General features: G+C 74.1%; 20 protein-coding genes. 14 read left to right on the top strand and 6 right to left on the bottom strand.

The window, feature by feature from the left end; all coding sequences use genetic code 11:
* Window positions 1–105: 105 nt before the first annotated feature.
* The 8 genes from SGUI_RS05205 (at window position 106) to SGUI_RS05170 (ending at window position 10,024) form a co-directional block, all read left to right on the top strand.
* Window positions 106–1,536 carry a mycothione reductase gene (locus tag SGUI_RS05205; RefSeq protein ID WP_066642832.1) on the top strand — a complete coding sequence of 477 codons (1,431 nt, stop codon included), beginning with the start codon at window positions 106–108 and terminating at the stop codon, window positions 1,534–1,536.
* A 10-nt stretch (window positions 1,537–1,546) separates the two neighbouring features.
* Entirely contained in the window at window positions 1,547–3,010 is a 1,464-nt protein-coding gene (ahcY, locus tag SGUI_RS05200) for an adenosylhomocysteinase (protein WP_237141458.1), read from the top strand.
* A gap of 33 nt (window positions 3,011–3,043) precedes the next feature.
* Entirely contained in the window at window positions 3,044–3,721 is a 678-nt protein-coding gene (mtrA, locus tag SGUI_RS05195; protein ID WP_083190515.1) for an MtrAB system response regulator MtrA, read from the top strand.
* Between the two features lie 46 nt (window positions 3,722–3,767).
* Window positions 3,768–5,336: an MtrAB system histidine kinase MtrB gene (gene mtrB, locus SGUI_RS05190; RefSeq protein WP_066637149.1), complete on the top strand. Its 1,569-nt coding sequence runs from the start codon at window positions 3,768–3,770 to the stop codon at window positions 5,334–5,336.
* Entirely contained in the window at window positions 5,333–7,111 is a 1,779-nt protein-coding gene (locus SGUI_RS05185; protein WP_066637146.1) for an LpqB family beta-propeller domain-containing protein, read from the top strand. Before mtrB ends, SGUI_RS05185 begins: the two co-directional genes overlap by 4 nt.
* 48 nt (window positions 7,112–7,159) lie before the next feature.
* Window positions 7,160–7,891 carry a ComF family protein gene (locus tag SGUI_RS05180; protein ID WP_066637145.1) on the top strand — a complete coding sequence of 244 codons (732 nt, stop codon included), beginning with the start codon at window positions 7,160–7,162 and terminating at the stop codon, window positions 7,889–7,891.
* A 131-nt stretch (window positions 7,892–8,022) separates the two neighbouring features.
* A complete protein-coding gene (gene hpf / locus SGUI_RS05175) occupies window positions 8,023–8,718 on the top strand; it encodes a ribosome hibernation-promoting factor, HPF/YfiA family (protein ID WP_066637143.1) in 696 nt (231 codons plus the stop codon).
* A gap of 97 nt (window positions 8,719–8,815) precedes the next feature.
* On the top strand, window positions 8,816–10,024 hold the full coding sequence (locus SGUI_RS05170; protein WP_066642824.1) for a winged helix-turn-helix domain-containing protein: 1,209 nt from the start codon (window positions 8,816–8,818) through the stop codon (window positions 10,022–10,024).
* A gap of 32 nt (window positions 10,025–10,056) precedes the next feature.
* Here the strand turns inward: SGUI_RS05170 and SGUI_RS05165 are convergent, their stop codons facing one another.
* Window positions 10,057–11,895 carry a GNAT family N-acetyltransferase gene (locus tag SGUI_RS05165; protein ID WP_083190514.1) on the bottom strand — a complete coding sequence of 613 codons (1,839 nt, stop codon included), beginning with the start codon at window positions 11,893–11,895 and terminating at the stop codon, window positions 10,057–10,059.
* Window positions 11,896–11,913: 18 nt separating this feature from the next.
* On the opposite strand from SGUI_RS05165, the gene secA reads away from it, so the two are divergent.
* A complete protein-coding gene (gene secA, locus SGUI_RS05160; protein WP_066637136.1) occupies window positions 11,914–14,637 on the top strand; it encodes a preprotein translocase subunit SecA in 2,724 nt (907 codons plus the stop codon).
* 12 nt (window positions 14,638–14,649) lie between these two features.
* Here secA and SGUI_RS05155 read toward each other — a convergent pair whose 3' ends face one another.
* Together SGUI_RS05155 and SGUI_RS05150 are read right to left on the bottom strand one after the other, a co-directional pair.
* Window positions 14,650–15,174 carry an Rv3235 family protein gene (locus tag SGUI_RS05155; protein WP_083190513.1) on the bottom strand — a complete coding sequence of 175 codons (525 nt, stop codon included), beginning with the start codon at window positions 15,172–15,174 and terminating at the stop codon, window positions 14,650–14,652.
* Complete coding sequence (locus SGUI_RS05150) at window positions 15,171–15,848, bottom strand: LysM peptidoglycan-binding domain-containing protein (RefSeq protein ID WP_066637135.1); 678 nt, start codon at window positions 15,846–15,848, stop codon at window positions 15,171–15,173. The genes SGUI_RS05155 and SGUI_RS05150 overlap by 4 nt, the downstream gene beginning before the upstream one ends.
* Before the next feature lie 211 nt (window positions 15,849–16,059).
* Between SGUI_RS05150 and SGUI_RS05145 the strand changes: the two genes are divergently transcribed.
* A complete protein-coding gene (locus SGUI_RS05145) occupies window positions 16,060–16,605 on the top strand; it encodes a hypothetical protein (protein ID WP_066642812.1) in 546 nt (181 codons plus the stop codon).
* Between the two features lie 10 nt (window positions 16,606–16,615).
* On the opposite strand, the gene SGUI_RS05140 is transcribed toward SGUI_RS05145, so the two are convergent.
* The gene (locus SGUI_RS05140) at window positions 16,616–16,801 is read right to left on the bottom strand and encodes a helix-turn-helix domain-containing protein (protein ID WP_418314011.1); all 186 of its coding nucleotides are present in this window, start codon (window positions 16,799–16,801) and stop codon (window positions 16,616–16,618) included.
* Between the two features lie 173 nt (window positions 16,802–16,974).
* On the opposite strand from SGUI_RS05140, the gene SGUI_RS05135 reads away from it, so the two are divergent.
* The 4 genes from SGUI_RS05135 to pruA all read left to right on the top strand — a co-directional run bounded on the left by SGUI_RS05135 (window position 16,975) and on the right by pruA (window position 21,220).
* Window positions 16,975–17,652: an RcpC/CpaB family pilus assembly protein gene (locus SGUI_RS05135; protein WP_066637131.1), complete on the top strand. Its 678-nt coding sequence runs from the start codon at window positions 16,975–16,977 to the stop codon at window positions 17,650–17,652.
* Window positions 17,649–19,034: a CpaE/TadZ family protein gene (locus tag SGUI_RS05130; protein ID WP_066637129.1), complete on the top strand. Its 1,386-nt coding sequence runs from the start codon at window positions 17,649–17,651 to the stop codon at window positions 19,032–19,034. The genes SGUI_RS05135 and SGUI_RS05130 overlap by 4 nt, the downstream gene beginning before the upstream one ends.
* Before the next feature lie 72 nt (window positions 19,035–19,106).
* Complete coding sequence (locus SGUI_RS05125; RefSeq protein WP_066637122.1) at window positions 19,107–19,559, top strand: DUF6912 family protein; 453 nt, start codon at window positions 19,107–19,109, stop codon at window positions 19,557–19,559.
* Between the two features lie 32 nt (window positions 19,560–19,591).
* Window positions 19,592–21,220, top strand: coding sequence for an L-glutamate gamma-semialdehyde dehydrogenase (gene pruA / locus SGUI_RS05120; RefSeq protein WP_066637118.1), 1,629 nt, complete (start codon window positions 19,592–19,594; stop codon window positions 21,218–21,220).
* An 18-nt stretch (window positions 21,221–21,238) separates the two neighbouring features.
* Here the strand turns inward: pruA and SGUI_RS17625 are convergent, their stop codons facing one another.
* Both SGUI_RS17625 and SGUI_RS17620 read right to left on the bottom strand, forming a co-directional pair.
* Entirely contained in the window at window positions 21,239–21,757 is a 519-nt protein-coding gene (locus tag SGUI_RS17625) for a DUF2505 domain-containing protein (protein WP_066637115.1), read from the bottom strand.
* A 4-nt stretch (window positions 21,758–21,761) separates the two neighbouring features.
* The gene (locus SGUI_RS17620; RefSeq protein ID WP_066637112.1) at window positions 21,762–22,280 is read right to left on the bottom strand and encodes a hypothetical protein; all 519 of its coding nucleotides are present in this window, start codon (window positions 22,278–22,280) and stop codon (window positions 21,762–21,764) included.
* Window positions 22,281–22,371 lie beyond the last annotated feature (91 nt).

Genomic DNA, 22,371 nt, shown 5'->3' with positions numbered 1-22,371 from the left:
CTCGGCCATCGACACGCTCCTGGCCCTTCACCTGTGGTCTCAGAGGCTGGGGCTCCCGGGAGGGGTCGAGTGACGCCGTTCCTCCGACCGACCTACGCTGGCACGGTGAGCGAGACCACCCATTACGACCTGATCATCATCGGCACCGGCTCGGGCAACTCGCTCGTGACCCCCGAGCTCGAGGAGCGCCGGATCGCGGTCGTCGAGGAGGGCGTCTTCGGCGGCACCTGCCTCAACGTGGGGTGCATCCCCACCAAGATGTTCGTGTATGCCGCCGAGGTCGCCGGGACGATCCGCGACGCCGCGCGCTTCGGCGTCGACGCGTCGCTGGACCAGGTGCGCTGGGCCGACATCAGGGACCGGATCTTCGGGCGCATCGACCCGATCAGCGACGGCGGTCGCGACTACCGCGTCGAGGGCGAGCACACCGACGCCTATCTCGGACACGCCCGCTTCGTCGACGACCACGAGCTCGAGGTGCTCATCACCCGTGAGGGCGGCGAGCACACCGTCGGGACCCAGCACCGGATCACCGGCGAGGAGATCGTCATCGCCACCGGGGCCAGCCCCGTGGTGCCGGACGTGATCCGCTCCTCCGCCGTGCCCTTCCACACCTCCGACACCATCATGCGCATGGAGGAGCTGCCCTCCCGCCTCGTCATCCTCGGTGGAGGCGTCATCGCCGCAGAGTTCGCGCACATCTTCTCCGCGCTCGGCGTCGCGGTGACCATCGTCAACCGCAGCGACGGGCTGCTGCGGATGCTGGACCGGGAGGTGGCCGCGGCCTTCACCGACCTCGCCCGCGCCCAGTGGGACGTGCGCACCGGCGTCGACGCGGTCGGGGCGAGGACGCGCGACGGGGAGGTCGAGCTCTCCCTCTCCGACGGCTCGGTCGTGAGCGGCGAGACCCTCCTGGTCGCCACCGGCCGCGCGCCGAACACCAGCGCCCTGGGCCTGGAGCACACCGGCGTGCAGACCCACGAGGACGGGAGGGTCGTCGTCGACCGTTTCGGCCGCACCGACGTGCCGGGTGTGTGGTCGCTCGGCGACGCCTCCTCGCCGTGGCAGCTCAAGCACGTCGCCAACCAGGAGGCGCGGACGGTCGCGCACAACCTGGCCCACCCGGACGACCTGCGGCCCTTCGACCACCGCTTCGTGCCCGCGGCCATCTTCACCCACCCGCAGATCGCGACGGTGGGGCTGACCGAGGACGAGGCGCGGGACCAGGGCTACGACGTGAGCACCAAGCTCCAGCGCTACGGCGACACCGCCTACGGCTGGGCGATGGAGGACACGACCGGCGTCCTCAAGGCGGTCGGCGACGCCGCCACCGGCCGGCTGCTCGGCGTCCACTGCCTCGGGGCCCACGCGAGCACCCTCGTCCAGCCCGCCATCCAGGCCCTCAGCCTGGGCCCCGACGTCACCGCGCACGAGCTGGCGCGGGGGCAGTACTGGATCCACCCCGCGCTCTCCGAGGTCCTCGAGAACGCGCTGCTCGGCCTCACCGTCCCCGGCGACGTCGGGGACGCCACGTAGCATGGCGGGCATGCCCGACACCATGACCACCGAGGCGACGCAGCTGCAGCACCAGGTCCGCGACCTGTCGCTCGCCGAGCAGGGACGCCACCAGATCCGCCTGGCCGAGCACGAGATGCCGGGGCTGATGGCGCTGCGCGAGCGCTTCGCCGGGGAGCAGCCTCTGGCCGGGGCCCGGATCGCGGGCTCGCTGCACATGACGGTGCAGACCGCGGTCCTCATCGAGACCCTCGTCGCGCTGGGCGCCGAGGTGCGGTGGGCCTCCTGCAACATCTTCTCGACCCAGGACGAGGCGGCCGCCGCGGTCGTCGTGGGGCCGGAGGGCACGCCCGAGGACCCCCAGGGCGTCCCGGTCTTCGCCTGGAAGGGCGAGACGCTGGAGGAGTACTGGTGGTGCACCACGCAGATCATGGACTGGCCCGACGGCGCCGGCCCCAGCCTCATCCTCGACGACGGTGGCGACGCGACGCTGCTCGTGCTCAAGGGCCGCGAGTGGGAGCGCCAGGGAGCGGTGCCGAGCGCGCAGGACGAGGACCCGGAGGAGTGGAAGGTCATCCTGGAGACCGCGCGCTCCTCGATGGCTCAGGACCCCACGCGGTGGACCCGCGTCGCCGAGGGCATCGGCGGCGTGTCGGAGGAGACGACCACCGGCGTGCACCGGCTCTACCAGCTGCACGAGGCCGGTGAGCTGCTCTTCCCGGCGATCAACGTCAACGACTCGGTCACCAAGAGCAAGTTCGACAACACCTACGGTTGCCGGCACAGCCTCGTCGACGGCCTCAACCGGGCCACCGACGTGCTCATCGGCGGCAAGGTCGCGGTCGTCTGCGGCTACGGCGACGTCGGCAAGGGCTGTGCCGAGGCGCTGCGCGGCCAGGGCGCGCGGGTCATCGTCACCGAGATCGACCCGATCTGCGCGCTGCAGGCGGCGATGGACGGCTTCCAGGTGGCGCGGCTGGACGACGTCGTCGGCGGCGCCGACTTCGTCATCACCGCCACCGGCTGCAAGGGCGTCGTCACCGTCGAGCACATGCTGGCGATGAAGGATAAGGCCGTCCTCGGCAACATCGGGCACTTCGACAACGAGATCGACATGGCTGGCCTGGCCCGGGTGCCCGACGTCCGACGGGTCGAGATCAAGCCGCAGGTGCACGAGTGGACCACGGGCGAGGACCGCTCGATCATCGTCCTGTCCGAGGGGCGGCTGCTCAACCTCGGCAACGCGACCGGGCACCCCAGCTTCGTCATGTCCACGAGCTTCGCCAACCAGGTGCTCGCGCAGATCGAGCTGCACACCCGGATCGAGGACTACCCGCTCGGCGTGCACACGCTGCGCAAGGAGCTGGACGAGGAGGTGGCGCGGCTGCACCTGGAGTCGGTCGCCGCCGACCTGACCGAGCTGACCAAGGAGCAGGCCGCCTACCTCGGCGTCGACGTGGCCGGCCCCTTCAAGCCGGAGCACTACCGCTACTGATCCCCGCGCAGGGCAGGGAGGCAGGAGGAACCCGTGAGCGCTCGAGTACTCGTGGTCGACGACGACCAGGCGCTGGCCGAGATGCTCGGCATCGTGCTGCGCAAGGAGGGCTACGAGGTGGCGACCTGCGGGGACGGGGGCCGGGCGATGCCGATGTTCCGCGAGTTCCGCCCCGACCTCGTGCTGCTGGACGTCATGCTCCCGTCCAAGGACGGCATCGAGGTATGCCAGGAGCTGCGCGGCGAGTCCATGGTGCCGGTGGTGATGCTCACCGCGCGCACCGACACCAAGGACGTCGTGCTCGGGCTGGAGGCCGGTGCGGACGACTACGTCGTCAAGCCGTTCAAGCCGCAGGAGCTGCTCGCCCGCATCCGGGCCCGGCTGCGCCGGTCCGAGACCGGGGACGACACCCGGCTGCAGGTGGGCGACGTGCTCATCGACGTCGCGGGCCACGAGGTGACCCGCGGGGGTGAGCAGATCCCGCTCACCCCGCTGGAGTTCGACCTGCTCGTGGCGCTGGCCACCAAGCCCAGCCAGGTCTTCGACCGCGAGTCCCTGCTGGAGCAGGTGTGGGGCTACCGCCACGCGGGGGACACCCGGTTGGTCAACGTGCACGTCCAGCGGCTGCGCAGCAAGATCGAGAAGGACCCGGAGAACCCGCAGATCGTGGTGACGGTGCGTGGCGTCGGATACAAGGCCGGACACCCCTGACGCCCCGCCGCCGGCGCAGCGACTGCTGCGGTGGTGGCGCGGTTCCTTGCGTGCGCGGGTCGTCACCTCGACCGTCCTGCTCGGCTCGCTGCTCGCGATGCTGCTGGGGAGCGTGCTCTACCAGTCGGTGGCCCAAGGGCTCGTGGACCAGGCGATCGCCAGCGCCCAGCGGGACGCCTCCCAGCAGGTGTCGACCGCGCAGAGCGCCTTCGACTCGACCGACCGGCGCGACGACAGCGGGCTGCGGGGGCTGGCCGAGGAGCAGATCCAGTCGATGAGCGGGCCGTCGGCCGAGGACGGCCGCCGGGTGCAGCTGCTCCCGGCCCTCGGCAACGACCAGGGGGTCGTCGAGCGGATGACGACGGGGGTGGCCACCGAGGACATCTCGGTCTCGCTGCAGGAGGCGATCGACTCGGACCCGGCCAACCAGCAGGTCGTCGTGGTGCCGGTCTCCCTGGGGGACGGGGAGGAACGCGTGCCCGCGGTCGTCGTCGGCTCGCGGGTGTCGTTGCTGCGCGCGGGGCCCTACGACCTGGTGCTCGTCTACCCGCTGCTGCGCGAGCAGGAGACGCTCGACCTCGTGCGGCAGCTCTTCCTGCTCGGCGGGTTCGGTCTGGTCGCCCTGGTCGTGGGCCTCGCGCTGCTCGCGACCCGGATGGTCACCCGGCCGGTCGAGGAGGTGGCCAAGGCCTCGCACGAGGTGGCGCTCGGGCACCTCGACGAGCGCCTGCCGGTGGTCGGCAACGACGAGATCGCCCAGCTCGCGACCTCCTTCAACACGATGGCCGACTCCATCCAGCACCAGATCCGTGAGCTCCGCTCGCTGTCCCAGCTGCAGCAGCGCTTCGTCTCCGACGTCTCGCACGAGCTGCGGACGCCGCTGACGACCATGCGGATGGCCGGCGACGTGCTGCACGCCTCGCGCGAGGACTTCACCGCCCCGGTCGCCCGGTCGGCCGAGCTCCTGGACCAGGAGATGGACCGGTTCGAGGGGCTGCTCGCCGAGCTGCTCGAGATCAGCAGGTTCGACTCCGGGGCCGCCACCATCGAGCGGCACGAGGAGGACATCGTGCCCAGCGTCCGCGCGGCCGTGGACGGGGTGGAGGCGCTGGCGGCCAACGTCGGCTCGGTGCTGCGGCTCCACCTCCCGGAGGGCCGGGTCGAGGTATGCATGGACGGCCGCCGGATCTCCCGGGTGCTGCGCAACCTGCTCACCAACGCCGTGGAGCACGGCGAGGGCCGCCCCGTCGACGTCACCGTGGCCGCGACCTCGCAGGTCGCCGCTGTCAGCGTGCGCGACCACGGCATCGGGCTCGACGAGGACCAGCAGCACCAGGTCTTCGACCGGTTCTGGCGTGCCGACCCGGCCCGGACCCGCACCACCGGCGGGACCGGCCTCGGGCTGGCCATCGCCATGGAGGACGCGCGGATGCACGGCGGCTGGCTGCAGGTCGGCAGCGAGCCCGGTGGCGGTGCGTGCTTCCGGCTGCTCCTGCCCCGCACGCATACCCACGTCATCGCCGAGGAACCGCCGCCGGTCCCGCCCACGTCCGGGGCCGACGCAGAGGTCCCGACCGTGGTGCTGGCCCTGGACACGAGGGAGGACGACTCATGACCTGGCGAACCCGGCTCCTGCCGGCAGCCCTGGTGCTCGTCCTGGCCGGATGCTCCGGCCAGCTGCCGATCACCCCGGACCCGCGCCCCGGCCTCGCGGTGTCCCAGCAGTCCGAGCGGGAGGTGGAGCGGATCTTGCCCCCGGCGCGGCCCGGCGACACCGAGCTGGAGATCGTCCAGGGCTTCCTGCGTGCCGGCGAGGGCTTCGCGGGCGACAACGACGTCGCCCGCACCTACCTCACGAGCGCGCTCGCCAGCGACTGGGTGCCCACGGCGAACGTCACCGTCTACGACGGCGGGGAGGGTCTGACCCTCACCCGCAGCGCGGACGACGAGGTGAGCGTGGAGATGGTGGCCGTGGGTCGGGTGGACGCGGACGGTCGCCTGACCGAGCAGACCCCCCGCACGACGACGGTGACCTTCGGCCTGGCGAGGGTCGACGGCGAGCCCCGGATCAGCCAGTTCCCGGACGACGCCGGGCTGTGGCTGTCCGACACCGAGTTCGCGCGCGCCTTCCGCCCCACGACGATCTCCTACCTCAACACCGAGCAGGACGTCTTCGTCCCCGAGCTGCGCTGGCTGCCGGACAGCGAGGGCTTGCCGACCGCCGTCACCCGGGCCCAGCTCGCGCCGCTGCCCGCCTACCTCGAGGGAGCCGTCCGCACGGGGGCCTCCGAGGGGCTCCGGCTCGCCACGCCGGCCGTGCCCGTCGACCCGTCCTCGCTCGTCGCCACCGTCAACCTCCAGGGCGCCACGCTGGCGCAGGACGACGCCCTGGCCAGCGACCTCAGCAGCCAGCTGGCGCACAGCCTGCTGGGGCTCACCACCGTGGCGGGGGTCGAGGTCCAGGTGGCCGGGCAGCCGCTGCCCCTCGACGGGGTCGAGGGCCCGATCACCGGGGCGACGCAGCTGCCCTACACCGATCTCGAGCAGCAGGTCGACGAGGTGCTGCTCCGGGTCGGGGAGGAGCTCACCGCCGTCGACCCGACGCAGTACGCCCTGCGGGACCTGCCCACCGACGAGGGCGAGCGGCTCCCGACGATCGGGCTGGACTGGAGCGGGATCGCCGCGTCGGCGGACCTGGAGGACCTCGCCGGGGTCTCGACCGACGGGACGTCCTTCCGCCGCTGGCGCGGGGAGGAGGTGTCGACCAACACCGGCATCGGCGACGAGCTGACGGCACCGGCCGTCGACGGGGACGACGCCTTCTGGCTGGGCGGGATCACCCGCAGCAGCGGGACGCCCCGGATCTGGGCCGTGGAGACCGACGACCTCGACGCCGTGGCCCGCCCCGTGGAGGCCGACTGGCTCGCCGAGGACGAGCGGGTCGACGGCCTGTCGATCTCGCCCGACGGCAGCCGCGCCCTCGTCGTCGTCGGCCAGGTCGCCGCCGAGGACGAGCCGCAGACGCACCGGGTGGTCCTCAGCGGCATCGTGCGCGACGGTCAGGGCCGCCCGACCGGGCTCGCCGACCCCGCGCCCGTGGCCCCGCACCTGCAGGACGTCACCTCGGCCCGCTGGAGCGGCGTCGGCGAGGTCCTCATCGTCGGGCAGCGGGCGGGCGACGCGGCGCCGCAACCCTTCCGCCTGCTCCTGGGCGGGTGGCTGGAGCCCCTGGGTGAGCTCCCTGACCTGGTCGACGCCGTGCCGGTGCCGACCACCCTCGGCGTCGACGTCGTCGCGCGCACCCAGGACGGTGGGGTCTACGTGCCCGAGGGGCAGAGCGGGTGGCAGCCGGTGCGCAACGCCGACCAGGTCGTGGTGCCCGGCGGCTGACCCTGTGGACGGCCGTTCAAGGCTCTCGGCCCGTGCCACGCTGCGGGTATGCCGTGGCGCCCGGGGGCCGACCTGAGCGCCCTGCTCGACCTGCTCGCCCCCAGCGCCTGCGCGGGGTGCGGCGCCCCGGCCTCGTCGTGGTGCGCCGTGTGCGCCGCGCAGCTCGGGGCCGGCCCGCGGCCCTGGCGGCCCACGCCGTGCCCACCGGGCTTCCCCCCGACGTGGACCGGCCCGGACTACTCCGGCGTCGTGCGCGCGGGCCTGGTGGCCTGGAAGGAGCACGACCGGGTCGGGCTGACCGCCGCGCTGGCCGCGGTCGTGGGCCGAGCGCTCAGCGCGGCGGTGAGCGCCTCCGACGAGCACCGGAGCGCGGTGGAGGCCGGGCGGCCGGTGGCCGTCCTGCCGGCGCCCTCGGCGCGGCGCAGCACCCGGGTCCGCGGTCGCTCGCCCGTGCTCGACCTGGCCCGCGCCGCCGTGGGGCCGGGGGCGGTCGTGCCCGGACTCGTGCTGGGTCGGCCGGTGCGCGACCAGGCAGGCCTGTCGGCGGCCGACCGGGCCGGCAACCTCGCCGGTGCGCTCGCCCTGGGCCCACGGGCCGCGGCACGGCTGGCCGGCGTGCCCTGCGTCGTGGTCGACGACATCGTCACGACCGGCGCCACGCTGACCGAGTGCGCGCGGGTGCTCCGCGCCGCCGGCGCCGGCCCGGTCGTCGCCGCCACGGTGGCCGCGACGAGTCGTCATCGGGCCGACGGGGAGGCCGCGCCACGCCCCCTACCGTGAGCGCGTGCGGCGGACTAGTGTGGGTGCATGAAGCACCTCGCGAGTCGACGTGAGGGGGTGAGGCCGGACGAGAGCAGGCGCCGCAGCCGACGCCATACCCCACATCACACCGTCTTGCATGGAGGACTTTGATGGAACTCACCGTGACCGGTCGCAAGAGAGACGTCCCGGAGCGCTTCCGCCGCCACATCGAGGACAAGCTCGACAAGATCCCGCAGCTGGCCCCCCGGGTCCGGCGCACCGAGGTGGTGCTCACGCACGAGTCGAACCCGCGCCAGGCCAAGGAGGCCGAGCGCTGCGAGATCACCTGCTACGTGCACCGGACCGTGGTCCGCGCCGAGGCGGCGGCCGACGAGGAGTATGCCGCCCTGGACCTGGCCATGGGCAAGCTCACCGAGCGCCTGCGCCGGATCGGCGACAAGCGGCGGGTCTCGCACACCGGCAAGCACCGGCTGCCGTCCGTGGCCGAGGCGACCTTCGGGCTCCCGACGGAGCCGCTGAGCGACCGGGCCGACGGCTCGAGCGCACCCGAGGCTCCCCGCGACACCGAGGAGGCCGTGGACGAGGCGCTGCAGACCCGGGGCAACTCCCCGATCGAGATCCGGGAGAAGGTGCACTCCTCGCCACCGATGACCGTGGGGGAGGCGCTGTCCCAGATGGAGCTCGTCGGCCACGAGTTCTTCCTCTTCCACGACGCCGACGCCGACCGCCCGAGCGTGGTCTACCGCCGCCGCGGCTGGTCCTACGGCGTGCTGCGGCTGGACCACGCGGACGCGGAGCCGACCGACACCGCCGAGCGGGCCTCCGCCGAGGCCTTCGCCTCCTGACCGACCGGTCGCCGCGCGTGCGCGGCAGCCTCCACCGGCCCGGGTCGCCCGACGACCCGGGCCGGTGGTGTCGGTGCCCCGTGGCAGGGTGGGTGGCGTGCTGACCCTCTCCCCGGCCCAGGCCCGGCGCATCGCGCTCGCCGCGCAGGGCTTCGGGCGCCCCCGCCCGGCCGAGCCCGGGACCCGGCAGCTCGGTGCGGTGCTGGACCGTCTGGCCGTCGTCCAGATCGACAGCGTCAACGTCCTCACCCGCAGCCACTACCTGCCCTTCTTCTCCCGGCTCGGGCCCTACGACCCGGGCCTGCTCGACCGGCTGCGGGACGGCTCGGGGGTGCGCGGGCGGGCCAAGGCCGGTCGGCGGATGGTCGAGTACTGGGCGCACGAGGCCTCCCTGCTCCCGCTGGAGACGTGGCCCCACCTCGGGTTCCGCATGCGGCGCCCGCGTACCCTCGCCTGGCGGGCCGACCTGGAGCGGCAGCACCCCGGGCTGCTCGACGCGGTGCAGGAGGTGGTCGCGGCGCACGGGCCGGTCACCGCCCGCGGGGTCGAGGTCCACCTGCCGCACGGCGCCGCCCGGCGCAACGACCACTGGGGATGGAACTGGTCGGCGGTCAAGACCGCGCTGGAGTGCCTCTTCGACTCCGGCGCGGTCACCAGCGCCGGCCGCACCAGCCAGTTCGAGCGGTGGTATGCCGAGCCGGACCGGGTCCTGCCGCCGGAGGTCCTGCGCCGGGCACCCGGCGAGCCCGACGCCCCCGGGGAGCTGGACTCGGTGACCGAGCTGCTGCGGCTGTCCCTGCGGGCGCACGGGCTGGGGAGCCAGCGGTGCCTGGCCGACTACTTCCGGGTCCGGGGCCCGCTCGTCGCGACCGCGCTGGAGCAGCTGGAGCGGGCGGGGGAGGCCGAGCGCGTCCAGGTCCGCGGCTGGGACCGGCCGGTGTGGCTGGACCCCCAGGCCCGCCGGCCGCGCCGGGTCGAGGGGGCGGCGCTGCTCAGCCCGTTCGACTCCCTCGTGTGGCAGCGCGAGCGGGTGGAGCAGCTGTGGGGCTTCCGCTACCGGCTGGAGATCTACGTCCCCGCACCGAGACGGGTGCACGGCTACTACGTGCTGCCCTTCCTCCTGGACGAGCAGCTCGTCGGCCGGGTCGACCTCAAGGCGGACCGGGAGGCGGGGGTTCTGCTCGCCCGGGCCGTGCACTGGGAGCCGGGCACGGACGTCGCGCGCGCCGCGCCCCGGCTGCTGGCCGAGCTGGAGGAGATGGCCCGGTGGTTGGGGCTGGGCCGGGTGGACCTGCCGGTGGCCTGAGCGGTGTCCGTCGGGCGGTCCCGGCGGTCCCCTCAGCCGGGGCCGGTCAGGGAGGCGTCGTCGTCCGTGCGCTCGTCGTCGTCCTCGGCCAGCCGGTCGAAGCGCACCATGTCCTCGACGGTGCCGTCCCGCAGGGTCTCGCCGAGGCGGTCCCTGCCCACCTCGCGCAGGCCTGCCGCGCGCGCGACACGCTGGCTCGCGACGTTGCTCGCGCCCGCCCGCAGGAAGACCCTTCGCAGTCCGACGCCCTGGTCCCCCTCGGGTGTCAGGGCGTGCTGCACCACCGCGCGGACCGCGCGCGACACGACCCCCTGGCCGCGGGCGTGCGGGTGTGCCCAGTAGCCGATCTCCCCGGTGCGCGCGCGGGAGTCCAGACTGCCCAGGGTGACCGTGGCCAGCGGCACGTCGGTGCCCTCCTGCGCCACGCACCACACGAGCGCCTCACGGCGACGCGCCTGCAGCAGGGCCCGCTCGACGAAGGAGAGCGCGTCGGCGGTCGTGTAGGGATGGGGCAGCTCGGGCAGGTATTGGTGCGACACCGGGTCGGTCACCGCCTCGACGATCCGCTCCGCCTCGGCCGGCTCCGGGCGCCACGGACGGAGCACCAGACCCTCGGTGCGCAGCGTGGGGATGCCGCCGACGCCGTCGCACTGGCCGTCCTGGCCGTCCTGGTCGGCGTGCTCGCCCACCGCGGCCGGGGGACCGGGCAGCGGAGCCCGCTGCACCTCCCGGTCGGCGAGCAGCTCGAAGCGGACGTTGTCCTGCCGCGGCCCGTCCTGGGTGTAGACGCAGGCCTCCGCCTCGGTGGCGACCCAGCGGAAGCCGGCGCGCAGCAGCGCCCGGTGCGAGGCGCCGTTGCGCGCGTCGGTGTCCGCCATGAGGCGGTGCACGCCGAGCTCGGCGAAGGCATACCGGCTCGCGAGCGACAGCGCCTCGGTGACCGCGCCGCGGCCCCGGCCGGAGGGGAGCAGCCAGTAACCCACCGTCCCGCACCCGCGCTCGAACGGGCGGCCCAGGCCGAAGACCCCCAGGTGGCCCAGTGCGGCGTCGTCCTGCGCGTCGGCGATGCACCACCGCAGCCCGGTCCCGGCGGCGGCTCCCTCGTCCCGGTCGGCCAGCCACCCCGCGAGGCCCTCCTGGCCCGCTGCAGGCAGCATGGGGCCGACGAAGCCGCGCGCGAGGTCGTCCACCGACCTCAGCGCCGCCGCGTCGTCGGCGTCGTCCCGCCAGGGCCGCAGGACGATCCGCTCGCCGGTGAGGACCGGCGTCCCGAGCCAGGGGTATGCCGGTTCGCGCGGCTCGTCGCGGGCCAGCGTCGCGACCCAGCCGTCCCGCGGGGCGGTGTCCTGCCCCCACCCGGGAAGGAGGCCGCGCACCCGCTGCGGGGAGGAGAAGCCGAGCCGCCAGGCCACCCGGCGCGAGGCCCAGTTGCCGACCTCGGCCCGCCACCGGGCGAGCGCCAGGTCGTCCTCCTCGAAGGCATACCCGAGGGCGAGGTCGAGCCCGGCCCGGGCCACCCCGCGGCCCCGGTGGTCGGGGTGCACGGCGTAGCCCACCTCGGCGGCCCCGTGCCCGTCCGGGCGGTACTCTACGGTGCCGGCGCCACGCCATACCCTGTCCGCGCCGCGGGTCTCGACGACCCAGCGGCGCGGCGTCCACGGGTGCCGGTCGGACCAGCCCTGCCGGGCCACGTCGACGAACGCGCGGGCCCCCGTCCCGTCGCGCACGGGGACGGCGTCGCCCCAGCGGCGCACCTCCTCGTCCTGCCCGAGCGAGAGGAGCAGCGGGACGTGGTCCGGGGACGGTGGCACGAGCCTGACGCCGTCCCCCCCGCGCACCGGCCCCACCGTCGATGCGGCATCCTCAGCCATGCCGGTTAGCCTAGACGGGTGCCGAACCTGTTCGAGAAGATCCTGCGCGCCGGGGAGAAGTCCGCGCTGCGCCGCCTGGAGACCGTCGCCAAGCAGGTCAACGCGCTCGAGGACGACTTCGAGGGGCTGACCGACGCCGAGCTGCGGGAGGAGACCGAGCGGTTCAAGGCCCGTCTCGCCGACGGCCAGACCCTCGACCAGCTCCTGCCGGAGGCCTTCGCCGCCGTCCGCGAGGCGAGCAAGCGGACGATCGGCAAGCGCCACTTCGACGTGCAGCTCATGGGTGGCGCGGCCATGCACCAGGGCAACGTCGCGGAGATGCGCACCGGTGAGGGCAAGACCCTCGTCGCGACGCTGCCCTCCTACCTCAACGCGCTCACCGGCAAGGGCGTCCACGTCATCACGACCAACGACTACCTCGCGCAGTACCAGTCCGAGCTCATGGGGCGCGTCCACCGCGCCCTCGGCCTCGAGACCGGCTGCATCCTGTCGTCCATGACGCCCGCACAGCGGCGCGAGCAGTACGCCATGGACATCACCTACGGCACGAACAACGAGTTCGGCTTCGACTACCTGCGCGACAACATGGCCACCTCGCTCAAGGACCTGGTGCAGCGCGAGCACCACTTCGCGATCGTGGACGAGGTCGACTCGATCCTCATCGACGAGGCCCGCACCCCGCTCATCATCTCCGGCCCGGCCGACCAGGCCACCAAGTGGTACACCGAGTTCTCCAAGGTCGTGCGGCGCCTGGAGCGCGGCGAGGCCGCGGACCCGCTGCGGGGGATCGAGTCCACCGGCGACTACGAGGTGGACGAGAAGAAGAAGACCGTCGGCGTGCTCGAGCGGGGGATCGAGAAGGTCGAGGACTACCTGGGGATCGACAACCTCTACGAGTCGGCCAACACCCCGCTCATCGGCTACCTCAACAACGCCATCAAGGCGCGCGAGCTCTTCACCCGTGACAAGGACTACGTCGTCATGGACGGCTCGGTGATGATCGTCGACGAGCACACCGGCCGCATCCTGCCCGGCCGCCGCTACAACGAGGGCATGCACCAGGCGATCGAGGCCAAGGAGGGGGTGGAGATCAAGAACGAGAACCAGACCCTGGCCACGGTGACCCTCCAGAACTACTTCCGCATGTACGACAAGCTGGCCGGGATGACGGGCACCGCGCAGACCGAGGCCGCCGAGCTGCACCAGATCTACAAGGTGGGCGTGCTCTCGATCCCCACCAACATGCCGATGATCCGCGCGGACCGCTCCGACCTCGTCTACCGCACCGAGGAGGCGAAGTTCGCCGCCGTCGTCGACGACATCGTCGAGCGGCACCGGGCCGGGCAGCCGGTCCTCGTCGGCACCACCTCGGTCGCGAAGTCGGAGTACCTCTCCGACCAGCTGCGCCGGCGCGGGGTCAAGCACGAGGTGCTCAACGCCAAGCACCACGAGCGGGAGGCCTCGATCGTCGCCGAGGCGGGGCGCAAGGGTGCGGTCACCGTATCCACCAACATGGCGGGGCGCGGCACCGACATCATGCTGGGCGGCAACTCCGAGTTCCGCGCCGTCGCGGCCCTGCAGTCCCGAGGGCTGGACCCGCACGAGACGCCGGAGGAGTACGAGGCGGCCTGGGACACCACGCTGCAGCAGGCCGAGTCCTCGGTGCAGGCCGAGCACGAGGAGGTCGTCGAGCTCGGCGGGCTCTACGTCCTGGGCACCGAGCGGCACGAGTCCCGCCGCATCGACAATCAGCTGCGCGGTCGTGCCGGACGCCAGGGCGACCCCGGCGAGTCCCGCTTCTACCTCTCGCTCCAGGACGACCTCATGCGGATGTTCAACGCCGGCATGGTGGACCGGGTGATGTCGACGTCGGGGATGCAGGACGACGTGCCCATCGAGTCCAGGATCGTCTCCCGCTCCATCGCCAGTGCCCAGAGCCAGGTCGAGGCCCAGCACTTCGAGACCCGCAAGAACGTCCTCAAGTACGACGACGTCCTCAACCGGCAGCGCGAGGTCATCTACGCCGAGCGGCGCCGGGTGCTCGAGGGGGAGGACCTGCACGAGCAGGTGCGCCACTTCGTCAACGACGTCGTCTCCGACTACGTCACCAGCGCGGGCGGGAGCGGCCTGGCCGACGGCCTGGACCTGGAGGGCCTGTGGTCCGACCTGGGCCAGGTCTACCCGGTGGGCCTGGTCATCGAGGACGTCGTGGAGCGTGCCGGTGGCCGCGCCGCGGTCACCGCCGACCTGCTGGTCGAGGAGTTCACCAGCGACGCGCAGCACGCCTACGACGCCCGGGAGGCCGAGCTCGGCGAGGACGTGATGCGCGACCTGGAGCGTCGGGTCGTGCTGCAGGTGCTGGACCGCAAGTGGCGCGAGCACCTCTACGAGATGGACTACCTCAAGGAGGGCATCGGCCTGCGCGCCATGGCGCAGCGTGAGCCCCTCGTGGAGTACCAGCGCGAGGGATACCAGCTGTTTCAGGCGGTCATGGAGGCGATCAAGGAGGACTCGGTCCGCTACCTCTTCTTCGCCGAGGTCTCGGGGAGCGGAGAGCAGCAGTCCCAGAAGCCCCAGTCGCTGACCTTCCAGGCGCCGACCGAGGGCGGCGAGGCGCAGACGAGCAACGTGCGCGCCGACGGCAGCCACCGGGAGCAGCCGAACGGTGCCGGGGCGAGGGCAGGCGACGCGCAGGGCAACCGTGCCCAGCGGCGCCGCGCCGAGCAGGCACGACGCCGCTGAGGCAGCCCCGCCTCACCCGAGCTCGAGCGCGGTGATGACCCACCGGCCGTCCACCCCGCTCATGCGCACCGCCAGGGCGCGCACCCGGCCGTCCAGCACGACCACCGCCGACAGCTCGCACACGCCGTCGGCGGGGTGGCAGGTGAGCAGGGCACGGACCCGGGGCGGACGGTGCCGCACGGTGCGGCGCCGCGCCAGCTGCGCGCGCCGAGCGACCCGGTCCCGCACGTCGCCGGACATCCAGCGGGACAGCTGCTCGACCGGGCGGCTGCCCGCGCAGACCTCCAGCACCGCCCGCAGCATGCGGTCCGCCCACGGCCCGGCCTCGGGCAGCTCGGCGGTGCTCGTGGCCTGGGGCCCGAAGAAGCTGTCGTAGGCGTCCTGCCGGAAGTCGACCGCCAGGGAGCCCTGCACGTAGTCCTCGGGGACGACCCCGTCCGCCCGCCCCCGGCGCCAGTCGCTGCCCTCGGCCTCGGGCTCGGGCGCGACGACCGGGGTGAGGTGGAGCACCCCGGGCACGTCGCCCGCGCGGCTCATCGGTCCGCTCCTGCCGTGCCGGGCACCACGAGCTCCTGCCCGGGCAGCAGCAGGTCCGGGTCCGGTCCGATGATCTCGAGGTTGGCGGCATACCACCGGGGCCACTCCTGCGCGACCTGCGCGGGGGTGGCGTCCGGGCCCAGGTGCCGCTCGGCGAGGTCCCACAACGTGTCGCCGCGGCGGACGACGTGGCGCTCCGGCAGGAGCTCGGCGACCCGCCCGCTCACCAGGGTCACGTCGGCGCAGGCCCCGTGGACGGCGCCGGGCGTCGGGGTCCACCCGGGGACCGGGAGGGGTGAGGGTGCGTCCAGGGTGTCCCGGTCCGGCGCCGGCGTCACGAGCACCGCCGCGTGCTGGGCCGCCGGGGGAGCGGCGCCCGCCCCTGCGACCACGGTGACGGAGGCCGAGACCGAGAGGAGCAGCGCGCTGGCGAGCCGGACCGGGGTCGGCAGCCACGCCGGAGTGGGACGGTCCTCCTCGAGGGCGCCCGGCCGCACCTGCCAGGCCGCGGCCGCCAGGACGACGCCGATCCCCACCAGCAGCGCCGAGGCCAGGACCAGCATCGCGCTGAGCAAGGCCGGACCGGGCGGCACCGGCGCCTGCCCGGGCCAGGTCGCGAGCGCGTGCGCGAGCAGACCCGCGCCGGTCCCGCCCGCCCCGGTCGTGCCGACCACCCCGCACAAGCAGGGGCCCCATCGCCGCGCCCGCGTCCTGCTCCTCCTCGGACCCATCGTCCCTCCCCGGTTCTCGGACGACAGTGGCCTGATGCGTCCGTTTGCGTCCGTTTGTGTCTGACAACGGCACGCTAGGACGACAGCCGGTCCGCGTCAAGGGGGTGTGGACGACGCATGCCCGCGTCGCCGCACCGGTGGCACCATGGGCCGCATGCGGTGGGACCAGCTCTTCGAGGACCTCGAGGCGCAGCAGCAGGAGTGGGTGCGGCGCGAGGTGGAGGCCGAGGCGGCCGAGCACACCCGGGCCGAGCGCGCCCGGGTCCAGCTCGCCGACCGGCTGGCGGCGCACGTAGGCCGACCGGTGCGGGTGCGCGTCGGCGGGGTGGGGCCGGTCGCGGGCACGCTGGTGGACGTCGGCCCGGACTGGGTCCTGCTGCACGACCCGCAGCGCCGGGAGCACCAGGAGAGCCTCGTGCTCATCGGTGCCCTGCGCTCCGTGGAGGGGCTGGGGGGCGGGGTGGACGAGCGGCCGCGGCGCCGGTCGCTGCGACAGGTCCTGCGGGCGGTGAGCCGGGACCGGGCGCGGGTGAGGGTTCACGACCTCGAGGGGGACCACGTCAGCGGGACCATCGACCGGGTGCTGGCCGACCATCTCGACCTCGCCCGGCACGCGGACGACGAGCCGCGGCGGCCCGGAGCGGTGCGGGGGACCGTCTCGGTGCCCTACACCGCGATGGCGATGCTGCGCCGGCTGTGAGCCGGGAGCCTCAGCGCGGCTCCTCGCCCTGGTGCAGGGACTCCCGGGTCCGGGCATACATGCGCTGGATGTAGGCCTCGAGCTCGGTGGCCTCCACCCGCCAGACGCCGCGCCCGCCGAGCTTGATGCCGGGCAGCTCCCCCGAGCGCACCAAGGCCTTGACCTGCGACAACGACACGTTCAGGGTGTCCGCCACGTCGGGCAGGGTCAGAAATCGCGGCCCGGGCACACCGGCTCCTCTCCTCGGTCGTCCGCCCCGATCCTACGGTCGCGCCGACGGCTGCGGCCCGCAGCTTGTGGACAACCCCTGCCGGAGGGGGGCCCACCCGGGATATCGTGCGGGCGGGCAGGACGACGAAGGGGGTCGGGATGGGACCGACAGGGCAGGCGAGCGAGCCGCGCACGGTGCGCCGGTTGCGGGCGCCTGGGTGGCGCGACCTGCGGCTGGTCGTGGGGCTGCTGCTCGTGGTGCTCGCGGTGGCCGGCGGGGCACGGCTCGTCGCCGGGCTCGACGACACCCGGCCGGTGTATGCCGCCACCCGCGACCTCGTGCCCGGCCAGCCGGTCGAGGAGGGCGACCTCGTCGCGGTCCAGGTCCGGCTCGGGGAGGGCGCGGCGCACTACCTGGACGGGGCCACCCCGGTCGCGGACGGGACCTACCTGCTGCGCGGCGTGCAGGAGGGCGAGCTCGTCCCGGTCACCGCGCTCGGCACCGAGCGCGAGGCCCTCGACAAGACGGTGAACGTGCCGGTGGACGCCACCGCCGTCTCCGGCCTCACGCCGGGCACGCCGGTCGACGTGTGGGTGAGCCGCCGGGACACCGAGGCGGTCGGCGAGGCCTACCTCGACCCGGAGCTGCTGCTGGCCGGGGCCGTGGTCGACCGGGTCGCGGAGGAGTCCGGCGGGCTGGGTGCCCAGCTCGGGAGCTCCTCGGTGGCGCTCGTGGTGCCGGCGGACCGGGTCGGTGACGTCATCGGTGCCGTCGACCAGGACTCCCGGCTGACGCTCGTGCCGGCCCCGCGGACCCAGGTGGGGTCGGACGGGTGAGCCGCTCGCTCGTCACGGCGGTCGCACCCCGCTGGGAGAGCCAGGTCGCGACCCTCCTGGACGGGTCGCGGGAGGCGCACCTCGTGCGCCGCTGCGCCGATCTCGCCGAGCTGCTCGGCGTCTGCCGGGCGGGCCTGGCGCAGGTCGCCCTCGTCACCTGGGACGTGCGCGGGCTGGACCGGGAGATGGTGCGCGGGCTCCTCGACGCCGGTGCGCAGGTCCTCGGGCTGCACCCGCAGGACGACGAGGAGGCCGCCCGGCTGCTGCGACGCTGGGGGGCGCACGCCGCGCTGGGTCTGGACAGCTCGACCTCCGCCCTCGACGAGGTGCTCGCCGACCTGGAGCGGGGGACGGGCGACGCCGCGGGCGACCTCCCGGTGGGCGATGACGCCGGCGACCTCCCGACGGGCGGGACCGGGTCCACGGCGACGCGGGTGCGCGCGACGCGGCCGGAGACGGCCGAGGCGGAAGGGACCGGGGAGCCCTCCGTGGGGGACGCGGGCGAACCCCCGCCGCCCGCCCCGCAGGAGGAGCGCAGCGAGGGCGAGGTGGTGGTCGTCTGGGGCCCGCACGGCAGCACCGGCCGGACCACGGTCGCGGTCAACCTCGCCGCCGAGCTCGCGGACCCGACCCGGCCGGTGGTGCTCATCGACGCCGACACCTACGGCGCCACCGTCGCGCAGGCGCTCGCGGTGCTCGACGAGTCCCCGGGCGTCGCCGCCGCGGCCCGCGCCGCGGACCAGGGCACCTTGGACGACCAGGCCCTGCTGCGGCTGGCGCCCCAGGTCCGCCCCGGGCTGCGGCTGCTCACCGGCCTGCCGCGGGCCGACCGCTGGACCGAGCTGCGCGAGGCCGCGCTCTCGGAGGTGATCCAGCAGGCCCGGCAGGTCGCGCGCTGGGTCGTCGTGGACGTCGCGCCGACGGTCGAGCAGGACGAGGAGCTGTCCTTCGACACCGGGGCGCCGCGGCGCAACGGCGCCGCCCTCTGCGCGCTGCAGGAGGCCGACCGGGTGCTCGTGGTGGGCACGGGCGACCCCGTGGGGCTGCAGCGGCTGGTCCGCGCGCTGGACCAGCTGCCCGGGCTGACCGCGGCCCGGTCGCAGGTCGTCGTCACCCGCGTGCGGCCGGGGCCGGTCGGGCCCGAGCCCGGACGACGGATCACCGAGACGCTGCGCCGCTTCGCGCGGACCGACCAGGTGCGCCTCGTGCCCGAGGACCGGGAGACCCTCGACGCGGCCCTGCTGCACGGGCATACCCTCGCCGAGACCCGACCGGGCAGCGCCGCGCGCATCTCGCTCCAGCAGCTGGCGCGCGAGCTGGACGGCTCGCAGGCGGCCACGCCCCGCCGTCGCTGGAGGAGGGCACGCGCCCGCGGCCGCTGAGGATCTGACACCATGGCGGCGTCGGCACGTCCCGCTGCGGGGCGTGAGGAGGAGCGGTGACGAGGAGGACACATGGCGACGGTGCGCTGCTACCTGCCGCTGAGCGCGCAGAGCCTCGCGCTCCTGCGCGACGAGCGACGCCTGCCGGGCCCGCTGCGCGCCACGGCGGTGACCGACGACGCCCGGGCGACCGACACTGCGGCGGACCAGGACGAGCTGGAGTATGCCGCCGCCCAGGTCGCGGCGTCCTCCCTCGCCGACGACGGGGCCCCGGTGGTGGTCGCGGCCGCGGACGCGCAGGACCGTGACGTGCGCGCCGACCAGGGATGGTGGGTGCAGGTCGACGGGGTCGAGCTGGCCCGGGTGGCCTCCCTGCACCTCGGGGACGACGTCGTCTCCGGGGACCCTGGCGCCCTGGCCGCAGCCGGCGGCGCCGACCTCGAGCTGTCCTGGTTCGACACCACCGAGCTCGACCACGTGCTGGACCTGACCGAGCGCCTCGCGCGCACCGAGACCACCGGCTGAGCGCCGGTACGACACCTGAGGAGAGCCTGCCGATGGATGGCATCGTCGACGTCCCCACCCCGCTGAACGAGCCGGTGCTCGACTACGCGCCGGGCAGCGCCGAGCGCGCGGCCCTGGAGGTCGCGCTCGCCGAGATCGCGGCGAGCCCGGTCGACCTGCCCCACGTCATCGGGGGCAAGGAGGTGACCGGCGGGGGCAAGGCCATCGACGTCGTGCAGCCGCACGCCCACGCCGAGGTGTTGGGCACGCTGCGCGACGGCACCAAGAAGGACGCCACCGCCGCGGTCGACGCGGCGCTCGAGGCAGGGCCCGCCTGGCGCGCCATGTCCTTCGAGGAGCGGGCCTCGATCTTCCTCAAGGCCGCGGACCTGCTGACCGGCCCGTTCCGGGCGCGGATCAACGCCGCCACCATGCTCGGGCAGAGCAAGACCCCGCTGCAGGCCGAGATCGAGGCCGCCTGCGAGCTCGCCGACTTCTGGCGCTTCAACGTGCACTACGCGCGGCAGCTGCTGACCGAGCAGCCGCTGCGCAACCCCCGAGGCTCGTGGAACCGCATCGACCAGCGCCCGCTGGAAGGCTTCGTCTACGCGGTCACGCCCTTCAACTTCACCGCGATCGCGGGCAACCTGCCCACCGCACCGGCGCTCATGGGCAACACCGTGGTGTGGAAGCCGGCCATCACCCAGCAGCGCGCCTCCAGCGTGATCATGGAGATCCTGCAGGCGGCCGGGCTGCCCGACGGCGTGGTCAACATGGTGACCGGGACCGGCCCGGACATCTCCGAGGTGACCCTGGCCCACCCCGACCTCGCCGGGATCCACTTCACCGGCTCGACCGCGGTCTTCAACTCGTTCTGGCACCAGATCGGCAGCAACCTGTCGACCTACCGCTCCTACCCCCGGATCGTGGGGGAGACCGGCGGCAAGGACTTCATCGTCGCGCACCCCAGCGCCGACCTCGACGTGCTCCGGACCGCGATGATCCGCGGGGCCTTCGAGTTCCAGGGCCAGAAGTGCTCGGCCGCCTCCCGGGCCTACGTGCCCGCCTCGGTGTGGGCGCGGCTGCGGGACGACCTCGTGCAGACGACCGAGGGCATACCCATGGGCGACGTGCGGGACCTGTCCAACTTCATGGGCGCGGTCATCGACGCCAAGGCCTTCGCCAAGCACAAGGACGTCATCGACCGGGCCCACGCCGACGACGGCGTCGAGATCGTCGCGGGCGGGACCTACGACGACTCGGTGGGCTGGTTCGTGCGGCCGACCATCGCGGTCGTGGAGGACCCCGACCACGAGATGATGACGACCGAGTACTTCGGCCCGATCCTCGCGGTGCACGTCTACCCCGACGACGGCTGGGACGCCATGCTGGACCAGATGGAGTCGGCGACCCCCTACGCCCTCACCGGTGCCGTCATCGCCCAGGACCGCGCCGCGGTCGGCGACGCGGTGCAGCGGCTCCGCTTCGCCGCCGGCAACTTCTACATCAACGACAAGCCGACCGGCGCGGTCGTGGGGCAGCAGCCCTTCGGCGGGGCGAGGGCCTCGGGCACCAACGACAAGGCGGGCTCGGCGGCCAACCTGCAGCGGTGGATCAACACCCGGGTCATCAAGGAGACCTTCGTGCCGCCGACGGACTACCGCTACCCGCACATGGGCTGAGGCGAGCGGGGCGGGTGACTAGGCCTCGCCCCGGTCGCGGTCCAGCCACTCGCGGGCCACGCCCTCCTCGAGGTGCACGAACTCCTTGACCCGCGCGGCCACCTCGCGCTCGATGCGGTTGCCGAGGAAGGGGATGCGGGCCTCGAGGTCGCCGTCGACGACGTGGTCGGTCCTCGCCTCGTCCCCGGCGGCGCGGCGCAGGTGGATGCCCCCGGTGAAGGACACGGGCAGACCGGGCAGCTCCAGGCTCATCGCGCCCTCCCGCTCCCCGTCCGCGTCGGGTGAGCCCCACCGCACCGTCTCCACGACGAGCAGCTGCGGGCCGACGAGGGTCTTGGCGATGTCGGGTATGCCGTCGTTCGGCAGGTGCCGGCGCGTGGTCACCGTGGTGCTCCCGTCCGCCTCCGGCTCGATCTGGACGGTCTGGTCAAGCGCGCCCGAGCGCTCGCAGCGCAGCACCTGGTAGCCGTGGTCGGTCAGCATCTCGAAGGTGCGCTGCGGGTCGGCGGCGTGCGAGATCGTCTCGGTGATCCTCATGCGCTCACGGTACGGCCTGCGGGTCCTCCGGGGGCAGCGTGTCGCGCAGGCGCTGCTGGCTGCGGTGCAGCCGGCGGAGCACCACACCCTTGTCGCTGCGCCCCAGCGCGCCCCGGCGGGTCCGGTCGGCCACCTGGTCCAGCAGGTCCGCGAGGTCGTCCAGCACGCCGGCGGCGGTGGCGACCCAGGGGCGGGGGTGGTCGGCCAGGGTCGGGGCGTGCGCGCGCAGCCGCGCCGCGGCCGCCCGGCACCCCGCGTGGTCCGGGGTCCGGTCGGCGCCGCCGATGGCCCCGACGACGAGCGGCTGCGGCCTGGGCGCGTCCCGCCCGGACGCGGCATCGGCGAGCAGGTGCGACACGGAGTCGAGCAGCCCCTCGGCCATGCCGCTGGCCTCCGCCCAGCCGAGGTCCGGGGCCAGCCCGCTGATCTCCTCGGCGGCGCGCAGGAGCGCCGACGGGCCGTCGGCACGGGTGTGCTGGACATCGGGGTCCGCGGCGCCGGAGGGGACCCTGGGCACGGACATGGGACCACTCTAGGCACCGGCCGGGTCCCGTGCGCCCGTCGTCCCCAGGCGAGTACCCTGACCGGGGGCGCACACCGTCGTGCGCCTGTGG

It is taken from the genome of Serinicoccus hydrothermalis (assembly GCF_001685415.1).
In the GTDB taxonomy this organism is placed as follows: domain Bacteria; phylum Actinomycetota; class Actinomycetes; order Actinomycetales; family Dermatophilaceae; genus Ornithinicoccus; species Ornithinicoccus hydrothermalis.
The sequence above is the reverse complement of the archived record's forward strand: the minus strand, read 5'-3'. Positions and strand labels throughout refer to the sequence as shown.

What these genes read in the sequence shown, in the direction of transcription:
- pruA (WP_066637118.1), top strand. Translation starts at nt 19,592, where the DNA reads ATGGATGGCATCGTCGACGTCCCCACCCCGCTGAACGAGCCGGTGCTC.
- SGUI_RS17620 (WP_066637112.1), bottom strand. Translation starts at nt 22,280, where the DNA reads ATGTCCGTGCCCAGGGTCCCCTCCGGCGCCGCGGACCCCGATGTCCAG.
- SGUI_RS05135 (WP_066637131.1), top strand. Translation starts at nt 16,975, where the DNA reads ATGGGACCGACAGGGCAGGCGAGCGAGCCGCGCACGGTGCGCCGGTTG.
- SGUI_RS05180 (WP_066637145.1), top strand. Translation starts at nt 7,160, where the DNA reads ATGCCGTGGCGCCCGGGGGCCGACCTGAGCGCCCTGCTCGACCTGCTC.
- SGUI_RS05155 (WP_083190513.1), bottom strand. Translation starts at nt 15,174, where the DNA reads ATGAGCCGCGCGGGCGACGTGCCCGGGGTGCTCCACCTCACCCCGGTC.
- ahcY (WP_237141458.1), top strand. Translation starts at nt 1,547, where the DNA reads ATGCCCGACACCATGACCACCGAGGCGACGCAGCTGCAGCACCAGGTC.
- SGUI_RS05185 (WP_066637146.1), top strand. Translation starts at nt 5,333, where the DNA reads ATGACCTGGCGAACCCGGCTCCTGCCGGCAGCCCTGGTGCTCGTCCTG.
- SGUI_RS05125 (WP_066637122.1), top strand. Translation starts at nt 19,107, where the DNA reads ATGGCGACGGTGCGCTGCTACCTGCCGCTGAGCGCGCAGAGCCTCGCG.
- SGUI_RS17625 (WP_066637115.1), bottom strand. Translation starts at nt 21,757, where the DNA reads ATGAGGATCACCGAGACGATCTCGCACGCCGCCGACCCGCAGCGCACC.
- SGUI_RS05145 (WP_066642812.1), top strand. Translation starts at nt 16,060, where the DNA reads ATGCGGTGGGACCAGCTCTTCGAGGACCTCGAGGCGCAGCAGCAGGAG.
- hpf (WP_066637143.1), top strand. Translation starts at nt 8,023, where the DNA reads ATGGAACTCACCGTGACCGGTCGCAAGAGAGACGTCCCGGAGCGCTTC.
- SGUI_RS05165 (WP_083190514.1), bottom strand. Translation starts at nt 11,895, where the DNA reads ATGGCTGAGGATGCCGCATCGACGGTGGGGCCGGTGCGCGGGGGGGAC.